Genomic DNA, 15,166 nt, shown 5'->3' on the forward strand with positions numbered 1-15,166 from the left:
CTTCGCGATTACATTTTGTTTGGCGCGGACACGCCGATCAGTGCCAGACCGTTGCGCAGCACCTGGCGCGCGGCGATGACGAGGGCCAGGCGGGCCATCTTGACGGCTTCGTCCTCGACCAGCACTTTTTCGGCGAAGTAGAAGCTGTGCAGGTTGGCGGCCAGGTCGCGCAGGTAGAAGGCGACTTGATGCGGTCCCAGTTCCGCTTGCGCGCGCGCCAGCATTTCCGGGTAGGCGGCCAGGGTCGCCAGCAGGGTCGCTTCGGTCGGTGCCGTCAGTGGGGACAGATCGACGTTGGCGACCGTGCTTGCATCGCCACCCCAGTTTTCCAGGATGCGGCAGATGCGCGCATGCGCGTACTGCACGTAATAGACCGGGTTTTCATCGGTGGTTTTCAGCGCCACGTCGACGTCGAAGACGAATTCCGTGTCGGCCTTGCGCGAGATCAGGAAGAAGCGCACGGCGTCGCGGCCCTTGGCGATGTCGCCGCCGCCCGACCATTCGATCAGGTCGCGCACGGTCACGTAGGAGCCGGCGCGCTTCGAAATCTTGACTTCTTCGCCGTCCTTCATGACGGTGACCATCTTGTGCAGCACATAGTCGGGGTAGCCTTGCGGGATGCCCATGTCGACCGCTTGCAGGCCGGCGCGCACGCGCGCGATGGTGCCGTGGTGGTCACTGCCCTGGATATTGATGGCCTGCACGAAGCCGCGCTGCCATTTCACCAGGTGATAGGCGACGTCCGGCACGAAATACGTGTAGGTGCCGTCCGTCTTGCGCATGACGCGGTCCTTGTCGTCGCCGAAGTCGGTGGTGCGCAGCCACAGCGCGCCATCCTGCTCGTAGGTGTGGCCCGCCTTGATCAAGGTTTCGACCGCGCTATTGACCTTGCCGTCCGCATACAGCGACGATTCCAGATAGTAATTGTCGAACTTCACGCCGAAGGCTTGCAAGTCGATATCTTGCTCGTTGCGCAGGTAGGTGACGGCGAACGGGCGGATCGAATCGATGTCTTCCACGTTACCATTCGCCGAAGCTGGCTGGCCATCGCTGGCCGAGACCGTCTTGCCGGCCTTGAAGTCGTTGGCGATATCGGCGATGTAGTCGCCGTTGTAGGCGGACTCGGGCCATTCGGCGTCGCCCGGCTTGAAGCCGCGCGCACGCGCCTGCACGGAGTTGGCCAGGGTCTGGATCTGCACGCCCGCGTCGTTATAGTAAAACTCGCGCGTCACTTGGTAGCCTTGCGCGTCGAACAGCGAAGACAGGGCGTCGCCCAAGGCTGCCTGGCGGCCGTGGCCCACGTGCAGCGGACCGGTCGGGTTGGCCGAGACGAATTCCAGGATGACTTGCTTGCCGGCGCCTGCCGTGCTGCGGCCATAGCTGTCGGCCTGGCTCAGGATGGTTTTCACCACGGCCTGCTTGGCGGCGGCGGACACGCGCACGTTGATGAAGCCGGGACCGGCAATTTCCACTGCCTCGACCAGGCCCTTGCCGGCCGGGTTGGCCAGCACGGCGCTGACGATGGTTTGCGCCAGTTCGCGGGGATTCTGTTTCAGCTGCTTGGCCAGTTGCATGGCGATATTGCAGGCGACGTCGCCATGCGATGCATCGCGTGGTCGCTCGAGCACCACGGTAGGCTCAAGCGAAGTGCCGGCCAGGACGGGAGCGAGGGCGGCCTGGAACAGGGCGATGATTTCTTGTTTCTGTTGGGCGAGCATGAGCAGGATGGCGGCGGAACCGCGTTAAGAATGAATAGAATGAATCAAAAAGCAAAACGGACGGCAAGTACCCAAGCCGCCCACACTGGCTTAATTATACTGGTTTGCTGCCGGGAACAATACGCTGGCCGGCAGTGTTCCCGTGCCGGCGCATTTCACGATATTATCAGGACAGCATGCTTATGTTGGTGCATGAAAACATCAGCATGGCGCATTCTGCTTGTATATATGCAGTTTTTTGCCGCAATTTACAGGTATCGCTGCAATCGCTTGGGCCAGAGGGCGCCACAAACGCTACAATCGACCCTTTATTGATGACGCGCGGCCGCGCCTTTGCCACCATGCAGCCCGCCGCGCGCAGCCACACCGGATAACTATGAACAAGCGCCCCACGCTGAAATTGAAAACCAAGCCGGCGCCAGGCCAGGCTCCTGCCGCACCGAAATTGCGTCCCAGCTACCATCCCGACCTGAAACCGGTCTTGCAGCCAGGCTTCCAACCCGATTTGCGCGCCGACTCGCTGGCGTTTTGCCTGCTGGGCGCGGCCAATGCCGTGGCGCAAGTGCGCACGGGCACGGCCCTGCCGCAGGCGCTGGCCAAGGTGTTTACGCAATCGAACGCCAGCCCGCAGGCGCGCGGCGCCATCCAGGATATTTCCTACCGTACCATGCGCCAGCTGGGCCGCAGCGAAACTCTGGTTGGCCTGATGACGTCGAAGGCGCCCGAGCCGCCGATGCTGGCCGCGCTGCTGTGCTGCGCGCTGTCCCTGATGTCGGCCGAGCCGGGCGAACAGCCGTACGAAGAATTCACGGTGGTCGACCAGGCCGTCACGGTGGCCACCTCGCACCCTGACCTGGCGCACGCCAAGGGCATGGTCAATGCCGTCCTGCGCCGCTTCTTGCGCGAGCGCAAGTCCTTGCTGGAAGCGGCCCTGCAGCAACCTTTGGCGCAATGGAATTATCCGCAGTGGTGGATCGACTCGCTGCGCCTGGCCTATCCCCGCGACTGGCAAGCCATTTTGACGGCCGGCAATGCCGTGCCGCCATTGACCTTGCGCGTGAATCGCCGCAAGAGCACGGTTGAAGCGTACCTGGCCGTGCTGGCCGAGGCGGGCATTGCCGCGCGCCAGGTGGGACCATTCGCCGTGCGCCTGGACAAGCCGATCGGCGTGGCGCTGATCCCCGGCTTCGAGCAGGGCGTCGTCTCCGTGCAGGATGCTGGCGCGCAATTGGCCGCGCCGTTGCTCGATCTGCAGGACGGCATGCGCGTGCTGGACGCTTGCGCGGCGCCCGGCGGCAAGACCTGCCACATCCTCGAGCTGGCCGACGTGCAGGTGACGGCCATCGATGCGGATGCCAAGCGCCTGCCGCGCATCGCGGAAAACCTCGAGCGCCTGGGCCTGGACGCCACCCTGAAGGCGCAGGATGCGCAATCGAGCGCGTGGTGGGACGGCCAGCAGTACGACCGCATCCTGGCCGACGTGCCGTGCACGGCCTCGGGTATCGTGCGTCGCCATCCCGACATCCGCTGGTTGCGCCGCAAGGGTGACGCGTTCCAACTTGCAACACTTTCCTCCAAAATTCTGGACAACCTGTGGCAGATGCTGCGCCCCGATGGTAAATTGCTATTCGTGACATGTTCATTGTGGCCGCAAGAGTCCGAGGCACAGGCGGCGGCATTTGCGGTGCGCAATAATGCGACCCGATTGACAGCGCCTGGCCAGCTGTTGCCGACCGGCAGCGCGGAGCAGGACCACGACGGTTTGTTCTATGCGCTATTCCAAAAAAATGCGGCTTGAGCGATTCGTCGAACCTTTTCCTACGGACACGACCGGCACACTTGTGACAACACGACTCTTCCGACTCCTGGCCCTGCTGCTGATGCTGGCGTGTACCATGCCACGCGCGCATGCCGCCGATATGGTCGAGATCACCCGTGCCTACATCGAGTCGAGCGAAGAGGGCTACAAGCTGGCCGCCACGTATTCCTTCGAGCTCAATCACGACCTTGATGATGCGGTACAGCATGGCGTGCCGCTGTATTTCACGACGGAAATCGAACTGACCCGGCCCCGCTGGTACTGGTTCGATGAAAAAGCCATCGTGGCGCGCCAGACCAGCAAGCTGTCGTACAACGTGCTCACGCGCCAGTATCATGTGTCGGGTGGTGGCTTGCAGCAAAGCTTCCCCACCCTCGACGACGCGCTGTTCCTGATCCGCCGTCCCAGCCGCTGGCTGGTGGCGCGGCGCGGCGAGCTGAAAGTGGGGCAGACGTATAACGTCACCTTGCGCATGGGTATGGACCGCGATTACCTGCCCAAGCCGATACAGGTCAATGCCTTCAATAACAGCGACTGGCGCCTGGCTTCGAATAAAAAAACCTTCTTGTATACGGCGGAGTAGTGAGTCAAGCATTGCGCTATCTGCTGGTGGTGGGCGGCGGCATTGTCAGTATCCTGCTGTTCCTGCTGGCGTCGGCTTCCGACAATTCCGGCTTTTTCGACCGTTACTACACCTGGCTGCTGGGCCTGAATGCGGCCGTGGCCGTGTCCCTGCTGGCGCTGGTGGGCATTTCCCTGGCCCGCCTGTACGCACGCTACAAGAGCGGCAAGTTCGGCTCCAAGCTGATGACGCGCCTGGTGATGCTGTTCGCCGCCGTCGGCATCCTGCCGGGCCTGGTGATTTTCCTCGTGTCAGTGCAATTCGTTTCCCACTCCATCGAATCCTGGTTCAACGTCAAGATCGAAGCGGCGCTGGAATCGGGGATTGAGCTGGGCCGTGCCGGCCTCGATGCGGCGCTGGTCGAGCTCGACCACCGGGGCCACAAGGCCGTCGAAGAACTGGGCGCCGATCCGGTGGCCGGCCCCGCCGTGCTGACCAGCCTGCTGCGCGAAGAGGGCATGCAAAATGTCATGATTGTCAGCAGTGACGGCGTGCTGCTGGCCAGCGCCGGGCCGCATAGCGCGGCCGACGTGCCAACGGCTGCCATGCTGGTGCAGGCGGCCTCGCCGGCCGGCTATGCCTCCGCGGAAGGGGGCCTGGAGTTGCACGACGATGGCACGGAGTCGGGCGGCGGCGGTTTCCGCTCGGGCCTGCCAGCGTCGCTGGAAACGGCGGCCAGCCTGCGCCTGCGCGTGCTGGTGGCAGTGCCGGGGCCTTCCGTCTCGCCCCGCTACCTGCAACTGCTGCAATCGGTGCCGCCCAAGCTGGCGACGAATGGCGAAGTGCTGCGCGCCGCCTACAGTGAATACAAGGAACGTTTCGTCGCGCGCGTGGGCTTGCGCAAGATGTACATGGAAATCCTCACCTTGACCTTGCTACTGGCCATTTTTGGCGCCATCGGCAGCGCTTTCCTGATTGCGGGCAACCTGGCCCAGCCCCTGCTGCTGCTGGCCGAAGGCACGCGCGCCGTGGCCGAGGGCGATTTGTCGCCGCGCCCCATCGTCGCCACCAAGGATGAGCTGGGCACCCTGACGCAGTCGTTCAATATCATGACGCGCCAGTTGCTCGATGCGCGCACGGCCGTGGAAAGCAACCGCGCCGCCTTGCAAAACGCCAAGGCCCACCTGGAATCGGTGCTGGCGAACATGTCGGCCGGCGTGATGGTGCTCGACGGCGATTTCAAGCTGGTGACCTGCAATGAATCGGTCGAGCGCATCTTGCAGCATTCGGGCATGAGCATGGTGGGCCAGCCGCTGGCCAATATTGTTGGAATGGAAGAGTTTGGCGGCGCCATCATCAGCGCCTTCACGGCGCAAAGCGCGCAATCGGCATCGGGCCGCAACCAGCAGCGCCTGCACTGGCAGCGCCAGATCGAAATTCCGCGCCGCCTGGGCAGTAGTGCCGACGAGCATGACATCACCTTGCTGGCGCGCGGTTCGCGCCTGCCGCTGGAGTCCGGCAGCGGCTACATCGTCGTGTTCGATGATATTTCCGATGTGATTTCCGCACAGCGCTCGATCGCCTGGGGCGAGGTGGCGCGCCGCCTGGCGCATGAAATCAAGAATCCGCTCACGCCGATCCAGCTGTCGGCCGAGCGCCTGCAGATGAAGCTCGAAGGCAAACTGGAGCAGCCCGATGCCGACCTGCTCAGCCGCGCCACCACCACCATCGTCAAGCAGGTCGATGCGATGAAGCGCATGGTCGACGACTTCCGCGACTATGCGCGCACGCCGCCGGCCGTGCTCACGCCGCTGCGCCTGAACGAGCTGATCGAAGAGATACTGAACCTGTACCTGCGCGGCGACGATGGCGACATCATCCACCCGCTGCTGGCGCCGAATCTGCCGATGGTGATGGGCGATCCGACCCAGTTGCGCCAGGTGATTCATAACTTGCTGCAGAACGCGCAGGACGCCATGGCTGACTTGCCGCCGGACTCGGCGCATCCGCGGATTGACGTAAGGACGGAAGCAATTCATTATCGCAGTGCGGACGGCGGCGTGAATATCGCCGTGCGGCTGGCCATCAGCGACAATGGTCCCGGTTTTGCGCCAAAAATCCTGGCGCGCGCCTTCGAGCCCTATGTGACCTCGAAGGCGCGCGGCACGGGCTTGGGCCTGGCGATGGTAAAGAAAATTATCGATGAACACGGCGGACGCATCGATATCGAGAACCGGGTCGACGGCAATGGCGCTTCGGTGGTCATTTTGCTGTTAAAGTTAGCTCCCGACACTCCTGCCCAGGAATTCCTGGCGTGAGGGTCTGGTTTAGTATTTAAAACACTAATAAAATCATAGCTGTCCGCCGTGTGCATCTTGTGCGCGAGGGCCGGCGAAATGAGGAAGGCAAGACACGAATGGCAAACATACTCGTAGTGGATGATGAAATGGGTATCCGTGAGTTGCTCTCGGAAATTTTGGGCGACGAAGGACATGCTATCCAGCTGGCCGAAAATGCGCAGCAGGCGCGTGAAGCGCGTGCCGCCGGTGCGCCGGATCTGGTATTGCTGGATATCTGGATGCCCGACACCGATGGCGTCACCTTGCTCAAGGAATGGCAGCGCGACGGCTTGCTGACCATGCCGGTGATCATGATGTCGGGCCACGCCACCATCGATACGGCGGTCGAGGCGACGCGCATCGGCGCCATGAACTTCCTGGAAAAACCGATTGCCCTGCAAAAACTGCTGAAGGCAGTCCAGCAAGGCTTGACGCGGGCACAGGAAACCGTGCGAGCGCCGAGTGTGGCGCCGCGTCCCGTGGCACCCGTGATAGCCGAGGAAAGCAACCATCCTGTGCCCAGCTTTGGCGGCAGTGCTCCGCAACAGCTGATGGTGCGCCCAGGCATCGCGGTACCGGCGGTGGCCGAAGGCCATGGCTACAACCTGTCGTTCGACTTGCCCCTGCGCGAGGCGCGCGACGCGTTCGAGCGCATGTATTTCGAACACCACCTGGGACGCGAAGGCGGCAGCATGACCCGCGTGGCGGAAAAAACGGGCCTCGAGCGCACCCATTTGTACCGCAAGCTGAAACAGCTGGGCGTCGAACCGGGCAAGCTGGCCAAGAAAAGCCTGTGACGGCAGCCGTGCGGCGTCCGACGCCGCTGACTTTGGTCAGCGGTGGACGCGCCGCCGGGCGCGAAGCGGCTATCGCGCAAGCCTTGCCGTCTGGCCAGCCGGTCGCCGTGATTCTTGAGGGCCTCGCTGACGGCAACGCCATCCTGGCCGACCTGGCCGAGCAAGTTTCCATTACTCCACCATTTCCATTGCAACTGTTGCGCATCGCGCCCGGTTGCCTGTGCTGCAGCGGCAATCTCGTATTGCGTGTAACATTGAATCGTCTGCTGCGCCATCCACCCGCACACTTGTTCATCAGCCTGGCTGACGCCTCGCACATCGAACAACTGCGCACCTGGCTCACCGCCAGTCCCTACGATGCCCTGCTGGCGCTGCAAGCAGACATAGTGCTTGCCTGACAATTTCTCGTTCGACTTACGGCAATAGCAGTTTGCATCTCGTTACAACTCTGTAGCCCGCAGGGTGGCATGGCCGCTTGAAATGGCGCTGTGTGAACCCCACCTCTGTTCTGACACCGCAGGAGCTTCTCCTGCTTGAGCGAAGGATGCAAAATGAACCTGATCTATAACAGCGAACAATATAGCGTCGTGGAATTCGGCGCCGACGTCGACCTGGAAGCCCTGCGCTTTGGCGGCTATGAAATCGTCGACAAGGGCGGCAAGCGGGAAACGTTTATCGCCGGCATCCTTGCCCAAAACTTCCGCCGCGACGTCACGGAACTGATCGCCAGCGAACCCAGCATGGAAGAGATCGATGAATTTTTGGGCAGCTATGATTCCCTCATGAGCCAGCCTGTCCTGTTGCACTAGTCTGATGGCTATCGCCACCATACCAATCCGTCTGACGGCATGGTATGGTGGTTGTGTTATCCAGCTGCAAACAGACCATGTGCCAACTTCTCGGAATGAATTGCAATGTCCCCACGGACATTGTCTTTAGTTTTACTGGCTTCGCCATGCGCGGCGGCCATACCGATACCCACCATGACGGCTGGGGCATCGCCTTTTTCGAGGGCGCCGGCGTGCGCCATTTCGTCGACCACCAGGCGGCCATCGCCTCGCCCGTGGCCGAGCTGATCAAACGCTATCCCATCAAGTCGCGCAATGTCATCGCGCATATCCGCAAGGCCACGCAAGGCCAGGTGGCGCTGGAAAACTGCCACCCCTTCGTGCGCGAACTGTGGGGACGCTACTGGGTCTTTGCCCACAATGGCGATTTGAAGGAATTCAACCCCGTGCTGACGGGCAGTTACCGCCCCGTCGGCTGCACGGACAGTGAGCTGGCTTTCTGCTACCTGCTGCAGGAACTGCACGCGCGCTTTGGCGATGCCCCGCCGGCGTTGCCGCAACTGCATGCCGCCTTGGCGGAGTTGTTGCCCAGCATCGCGGCCCACGGCACCTTCAACATGATGCTGTCGAGCGGCGAGGCGCTGTTTGCCCATTGCTCGACCAGCTTGCACTATCTGGTGCGACAACATCCTTTTCCAACTGCTAAACTCTCCGATGAAGACCTGAGCGTGGACTTTTCCCAGGTGACGACGCCCCAGGACAGAGTGGCCGTGATCGTTACCCAGCCGCTGACGACGAATGAGCAATGGACGGCGTTTGCGCCGGGCGAATTGAAATTATTTGTCGACGGGATGGTGCAAGACACGCCAGTGGCCTAATTTGTTGACGACAATATGCTTGATTGCTGCCAAAATACCCACAGCGCGGGCGGAATTCAGCTAAAGTATTGTCAATAGTGAACCTTGATGCGGGCGCGGCGCGGCCGGTGTCACTCGACGTGATTGATGAAGAGTTAATGATCGATATTTCCAGTAATGACATCACCCCGAAGCCCTTGCGCGTGCGCGAGTTCTATCTGGGGCGACAACCTATTCTTGACCGTAATCAAGCCCTGTTTGGCTATGAGTTGCTATTCCGCAACGCTCCGGTCGGCCCCGCCAACATCACCAGCGACCTGTCCGCCACGGCGTCCGTCATCGCCCACGCTTCCCAACTGGGCATGGAAAAGGTCATCGGCGACGCGCTCGGTTTCGTCAACGTCGATGCCGACGTGATCATGAGCGACATCTTCGTGTTCCTGCCGCGTGAAAAAGTCGTGCTGGAAATCGTCGAATCGATGCCCGTCACGCCGGAAGTGCGTGCGCGCATCAGCGAACTGGTGGGCCATGGTTTTACTTTCGCGCTGGAAAATGTCGTCGCGGATACGTCGCAAGTGCAGGAACTGTTGCCACTGGTGCAATACGTCAAGATGGACATGAGCACGGTCGACCCGACAGTGCTGGCTGCGCTGGCGCCCCGTTTCAAGCGGGAACAAAAGAAACTGGTGGCGGAAAAGGTCGAGACGCGCGAAGAATTCAAGTCGGGCCTGGACCTGGGCTTCGATTATTTCCAGGGCTATTATTTCGCCAAGCCTGCCATCATGACGGGCAAGAAGCTGTCTCCGTCGCAACTGGCCGTCATGGAACTGATGACCCTGGTGACGTCGGAAGCCGACAATATGGATATCGAGCGGGCCATCAAGCGCGACGTGTCGCTGGCCCTGAACCTGCTGCGCCTGGTCAATACCCCGGCCGTGGGCGCGCGCCAGCGCATCGATTCGCTGAGTCAGGCCGTGACTGTACTGGGCCGCCGCCAGTTGCAGCGCTGGCTGCAAATCATGCTGTACGCGGAACCAAGCAAGCGTGGCCATAGCATGACGCCGCTGCTGATGTTGGCCACCACGCGCGGTCGTTTGCTGGAGCTGCTGGCGCATAAACTGCGCCCTAACCATGCCCATTCGGCCGATATCGCCTTTACGGTGGGCATCATGTCCCTGATGGATACCCTGTTCGGTGTGCCGATGTCGGAAATCCTCAGCCAGATCGAAGTCATCGATGAAGTGGCCGAAGCGCTGTTGTCGCGCGAGGGCTTCTACGGCGACCTGTTGCGCCTGGCCGAATGCATCGAGCGCATCGAAGACATGGAAGGCGAGATCGTGCCAACCTTGCGCGACCTGGCCATGTCGCCGGACGACCTGGTGGAGCTGGAAATGGCCGCCTACGAATGGAGCGACAATGTGGTGAGGTATGCGCTGTAACTGACGCCTCCCGTAACGTTAAAAAACCCTGCACGGCGTCGCCGTGGCAGGGTTTTTTAACGCCGCTATACGGCGGCACCGGGCCAGTGCTTGTGCAGCTCGGGGTCGGTGCGCAGTTCCCACAGGGCCAGCACGACGACGGCGACACCGACGAGCAGCTCGTTCCACATGACGGCGCGCTGATCGGCCAGCCGCAGTAGCCATGGCGAGGCCGCCACCCAGACGCCGACCAGCAGGTTGACGACGACGGCCCAGAAATAGGTCTTGTACAGGTCGAAGGCTGCCAGCACGGCGATCACGAGGCCCGAGACAAAGGCGTTGAGCATCTGCGGCGAGCCTTCCGGGTAGGAAAATGCCCAGGGCGAGACGACGAGCCACAGGCCCAGCAGCAGGATCACTTGATCCTGCCAGCGTTTGAGTTTGAAATTGTTTGCCATATATCCTCCTTGCCAGTTGGGGAACGGGCCGGAGCGGGCATGCAGCATGCCGACCGGCATACTGCGTTAGTGCGCTTCGGCGCGCGATAAGTTCCGCGCGCCTTGTGCATATCATGACAGATTGGGTGCCAGCCAGCGTTCCACGTTCTCGATGCTGGCGCCACGGCGCTTGGCCATGTCTTCCACCTGGTCCATGCCGATCTTGCCGACGACGAAGTATTTCGACTCCGGGTGGGCAAAATAGAAGCCGGACACGGCCGCGCCGGGGAACATGGCATACGATTCCGTCAGCTGCATGCCGATTTCCTCGGCCTGCATGACCTCGAACATCTCTTTCTTGACCGTGTGCTCGGGGCAGGCAGGGTAGCCTGGCGCCGGGCGGATGCCCATGTATTTCTCGCCGATCATGTCGTCATTGCTCAAGTGCTCGTCCGGCACATAACCCCACAAATCCTTGCGCACGCGCTCGTGCAGGTATTCGGCGAAGGCCTCGGCCAGGCGATCCGCCAGGGATTTGAGCATGATGGACGAGTAATCGTCGTGCGCATCTTCGAAGCGTTTTTCGTATTTTTCGATGCCCAGGCCGGACGTGACGGCAAACATGCCGATGTAATCCTTCACGCCCGATGCCTTCGGCGCAATGAAGTCGGCCAGGCACTGGTTCGGACGCTGCACGCCATCGACCACGGGTTTCACGCCCTGCTGGCGCATGCCGTAGTAAGTGAACGCCACGATACTGCGCGTATCGTCCGTGTACACCTCGATATCGTCGTCATTGACGCTATTTGCCGGCAGCAGGGACACGACACCATTGGCCGTCAGCCAGCGCCCGTCGATGAGTTTTTTCAGCAAGGCCTGGCCTTCCGCATACACCTTGGTGGCCGCGTCGCCCACCACGTCATCCGTCAAAATGGCGGGGAAGGGGCCAGCCAGGTCCCAGGTCTGGAAGAACGGGCCCCAGTCGATATAGTTGGCCAGGGTGGCAAGGTCGACATTTTTAAAGACGCGGCGGCCGATGAACTTCGGTTTCACGGGTGTGCACGGGCCGTCGAACGGCACGATCATCTTGTTGGCGCGCGCCTGCGCCAGCGGCAGGATGGGCAGCGCTTTCTTGTTGGCATGCTGCTCGCGGATGCGGGCGTAGTCGAGTTCGATGTCTTCCACGTATTTGTCGCGCTGCTCCGGCGTCAGCAGAGATTGCGCCACGGAAACGGAACGCGAGGCGTCCGGCACGTAGATCACGGGCCCCTCGTAGTTGTGGGCGATCTTCACGGCCGTGTGGGCGCGGCTGGTGGTGGCGCCGCCGATCAGGAGGGGAATCTTGAGCATGCGGAAATGTTCGTCGCGCTGCATTTCCTTGGCGACATACGCCATTTCTTCCAGCGACGGCGTGATCAGGCCCGACAGGCCGATGATGTCCGCGTTTTCCACCTTGGCGCGGGCGAGGATTTCCGAGCACGGCACCATCACGCCCATGTTCACCACTTCGAAGTTATTGCACTGCAGAACGACGGTGACGATGTTCTTGCCGATGTCATGCACGTCGCCTTTGACGGTGGCCATGATGATCTTGCCTTTGGGCTTGGCGACGATGCCCGTGCGCTTTTCTTCCAGCAGCTTTTCTTCCTCGATATACGGAATCAAGTGGGCCACGGCCTGTTTCATGACGCGCGCCGATTTCACCACTTGCGGCAAGAACATTTTACCTTGGCCAAACAGGTCGCCGACCACGTCCATGCCGGCCATCAGCGGGCCCTCGATCACGTGGATGGGGCGTCCGCCATTGTGCAGCAGTTCCTGGCGCGCTTCTTCCGTGTCTTCCACGATGAACTGCGTGATGCCGTGCACCAGCGCGTGCGACAGGCGCGCCTGCACGCTACCTTCGCGCCAGGCCAGGGTTTGCGCCTCGGCCTTGCCACCCGCCTTCAGGGTGCCGGCAAATTCGATCATGCGCTCGGTCGAGTCTTCGCGGCGGTTCAGCACCACGTCTTCCACGCGCTCGCGCAATTCCGGGTCCAGGTTGTCGTACACGCCCACCATGCCGGCGTTGACGATGCCCATGGTCATGCCGGCCTTGATGGCGTGGTACAGGAAGACGGTATGGATGGCTTCGCGGGCTGGATCGTTGCCGCGGAAACTGAAGGACACGTTTGACACGCCGCCTGATATCTTCGCGTACGGCAAGTTTTCCTTGATCCAGCGCGTGGCATTGATGAAGTCGACGGCGTAGTTGTTGTGCTCTTCGATGCCGGTCGCGACGGCAAAGATGTTCGGATCGAAAATGATGTCTTCCGGCGGGAAGTCCAGCGCATCGATCAATAAATGGTAGGCGCGGGCGCAAATCTCGATCTTGCGCTCGAAGGTATCGGCCTGGCCTTTTTCATCGAAAGCCATGACGATCACGGCCGCGCCATAGCGGCGGCACAGTTTCGCCTGGCGCAGGAATTCTTCCTCGCCTTCCTTCATCGAGATGGAATTGACGATGGCCTTGCCCTGCACGCACTTCAGGCCAGCTTCGATGACCGACCATTTCGAAGAGTCGACCATGATGGGCACGCGTGAAATATCGGGTTCCGAGGCGATCAGGTTCAGAAAGCGCGTCATGGCCGCCAGCGAATCGAGCATCGCCTCGTCCATGTTGATGTCGATCACTTGCGCGCCGTTTTCCACTTGCTGGCGCGCCACCGACAGCGCCTCGTCATATTGCTCGTTGAGAATCATGCGCGCGAACGCTTTCGACCCCGTGACGTTGGTGCGCTCGCCCACGTTGACGAACAGCGACTCGTCATTGACGACGAACGGTTCCAGGCCGGCCAGGCGCAAGTCGTGCGACGGGGCCGGCACGGTGCGCGGCGTGTTTTTCGACAGCAATTCACCGATGGCGGCGATGTGTTCGGGCGTGGTGCCGCAGCAGCCGCCCGCCATGTTCAAAAAGCCCGCGTCGGCAAATTCGCGCAGCAGGGCGGACGTGTCGGCTGGCAACTCGTCAAAGCCCGTGTCGCTCATGGGGTTGGGCAAGCCCGCGTTCGGGTAGATGCACACGAAGGTGTCGGCGATCTTGGCCAGCTCTTCCGCGTACGGACGCATCAGTGCGGCGCCCAGCGCGCAGTTCAGGCCGATGGTCAGCGGTTTCGCATGGCGCACGGAATTCCAGAAGGCGGGCACGGTCTGGCCCGACAAAATGCGTCCCGAGGCGTCCGTGACGGTACCGGAAATCATCAGCGGCAGGCGCACGACGTCCGGATTCTGTTCGTAGAACAGGTCGATGGCGAACAGGGCCGCCTTGCAGTTCAAGGTGTCGAAGATGGTTTCCACCAGCAGCACGTCGGCGCCGCCCTCCACCAGGCCTTGCGTCTGCTGCAGGTAGGCGGCCACCAGCTGGTCGAAACTGACGTTGCGCGCGGCCGGGTCGTTGACGTCGGGCGAGATCGACGCCGTCTTCGGCGTGGGACCCAGGGCGCCGGCGACGAAGCGCGGCTTGTCCGGCGTGGAATACTTGTCGCAGGCGGCGCGCGCCAGCCTGGCAGCTTGCACGTTCATTTCATAGGCCAGGTGGGCCATGTGGTAATCGTCCTGGGCGATCGTCGTGGCGCCGAAGGTATTCGTTTCGATCAAGTCGGCGCCGGCCGCCAGGTAGCGCTCGTGGATTTCCTGGATGATGTGCGGTTGCGTCAGGGTCAGCAGCTCGTTATTGCCCTTGACGAACAGTTCGCGCGCGCCACTGTCGGCCGGGGCGGCGAAATCGATGAAGCGGCCAGCGGGACCACCGCGGTAGGCTTCCTCGTCGAGCTTGTATTGCTGGATGATCGTGCCCATGGCGCCGTCGAGGATCATGATCCGCTGCGCCAGAATGGCGCGCAAGGTGGCTTCGGTCGGGGACATGGCGGGGATCACGGTATCGTTCATTTCATGCTTTCAATAGGCAAACGGGCGGCGGCGCGGCGACAAGACTTTACGAGGCGGATGCGGGCCAGCAGGATCAGCTGACGGGGAGTTGCCGGCCGGGTAGGGCAGGCAGAAGGTGGCAATCGCCTGATTTCACCGGGTCTAAAATTATACGGCATCAGGCTGCTTTGGTTTTAAGCAAAAGCCCTCGTTCGCCCCACGGCAGGCCTTCTTGCAACACATCGCCTTCCGCCGCGCCTGCTCCTGAAAATTACATTTCTGAAAATCTTACTCGAAACGTTAATTCTTCCGCCAAGGTTGGCGGGAAGATATGCCCTCTAGGCTGTGGAAAAATTTCCACATTATTTATGCGATTTCAGCCAATTTTTAATGAGTTGAATGGCAATAGCTGCAAAGGAAAATAAATTCGATTTCAGCCAGTGCAGAGTGAGAGGAATAATTCTCAGAATAAAGTTTGCCAAGCAGATATCTTCATTATTATCAAAACCAATTGAATCAAAAGCA

The 15,166-nt window shown here is 61.2% G+C and carries 11 protein-coding genes; 8 read left to right on the forward strand and 3 right to left on the reverse strand.

The window, feature by feature from the left end:
* Positions 1–8: 8 nt before the first annotated feature.
* Positions 9–1,718 carry an arginine--tRNA ligase gene (gene argS / locus ACQ4WY_RS23365; RefSeq protein ID WP_353658944.1) on the reverse strand — a complete coding sequence of 570 codons (1,710 nt, stop codon included), beginning with the start codon at positions 1,716–1,718 and terminating at the stop codon, positions 9–11.
* A gap of 376 nt (positions 1,719–2,094) precedes the next feature.
* Here argS and rsmB point away from each other — a divergent pair, with 376 nt between their 5' ends.
* The 8 genes from rsmB to ACQ4WY_RS23405 all read left to right on the forward strand — a co-directional run bounded on the left by rsmB (position 2,095) and on the right by ACQ4WY_RS23405 (position 10,319).
* Positions 2,095–3,516 carry a 16S rRNA (cytosine(967)-C(5))-methyltransferase RsmB gene (gene rsmB / locus ACQ4WY_RS23370; RefSeq protein WP_099665534.1) on the forward strand — a complete coding sequence of 474 codons (1,422 nt, stop codon included), beginning with the start codon at positions 2,095–2,097 and terminating at the stop codon, positions 3,514–3,516.
* A gap of 97 nt (positions 3,517–3,613) precedes the next feature.
* The gene (locus ACQ4WY_RS23375) at positions 3,614–4,120 is read left to right on the forward strand and encodes a DUF4390 domain-containing protein (RefSeq protein WP_226938932.1); all 507 of its coding nucleotides are present in this window, start codon (positions 3,614–3,616) and stop codon (positions 4,118–4,120) included.
* Positions 4,120–6,417: a sensor histidine kinase gene (locus ACQ4WY_RS23380; RefSeq protein WP_436506129.1), complete on the forward strand. Its 2,298-nt coding sequence runs from the start codon at positions 4,120–4,122 to the stop codon at positions 6,415–6,417. Before ACQ4WY_RS23375 ends, ACQ4WY_RS23380 begins: the two co-directional genes overlap by 1 nt.
* Positions 6,418–6,515: 98 nt before the next feature.
* Positions 6,516–7,235: a response regulator gene (locus ACQ4WY_RS23385; protein ID WP_353658942.1), complete on the forward strand. Its 720-nt coding sequence runs from the start codon at positions 6,516–6,518 to the stop codon at positions 7,233–7,235.
* Complete coding sequence (locus ACQ4WY_RS23390; RefSeq protein WP_436506130.1) at positions 7,232–7,633, forward strand: CobW family GTP-binding protein; 402 nt, start codon at positions 7,232–7,234, stop codon at positions 7,631–7,633. The genes ACQ4WY_RS23385 and ACQ4WY_RS23390 overlap by 4 nt, the downstream gene beginning before the upstream one ends.
* Positions 7,634–7,786: 153 nt before the next feature.
* Positions 7,787–8,044, forward strand: coding sequence for a BTH_I0359 family protein (locus ACQ4WY_RS23395; RefSeq protein WP_071079509.1), 258 nt, complete (start codon positions 7,787–7,789; stop codon positions 8,042–8,044).
* A gap of 77 nt (positions 8,045–8,121) precedes the next feature.
* On the forward strand, positions 8,122–8,901 hold the full coding sequence (locus ACQ4WY_RS23400) for a class II glutamine amidotransferase (protein WP_353658940.1): 780 nt from the start codon (positions 8,122–8,124) through the stop codon (positions 8,899–8,901).
* Between the two features lie 137 nt (positions 8,902–9,038).
* Positions 9,039–10,319 (forward strand): EAL and HDOD domain-containing protein, encoded by a 1,281-nt coding sequence (locus ACQ4WY_RS23405; protein WP_353658939.1) that lies wholly within the window; start codon positions 9,039–9,041, stop codon positions 10,317–10,319.
* Positions 10,320–10,384: 65 nt separating this feature from the next.
* On the opposite strand, the gene ACQ4WY_RS23410 is transcribed toward ACQ4WY_RS23405, so the two are convergent.
* A complete protein-coding gene (locus ACQ4WY_RS23410) occupies positions 10,385–10,756 on the reverse strand; it encodes an SPW repeat protein (protein ID WP_436506131.1) in 372 nt (123 codons plus the stop codon).
* Between the two features lie 111 nt (positions 10,757–10,867).
* Positions 10,868–14,662, reverse strand: a complete 3,795-nt coding sequence (gene metH, locus ACQ4WY_RS23415) for a methionine synthase (protein ID WP_436506132.1) — start codon at positions 14,660–14,662, stop codon at positions 10,868–10,870.
* Between the last annotated feature and the right edge of the window lie 504 nt (positions 14,663–15,166).

Origin of the sequence: Janthinobacterium salmonicoloratum (genome assembly GCF_051380845.1) — a bacterium.
Lineage (GTDB): Bacteria > Pseudomonadota > Gammaproteobacteria > Burkholderiales > Burkholderiaceae_D > Janthinobacterium > Janthinobacterium lividum_F.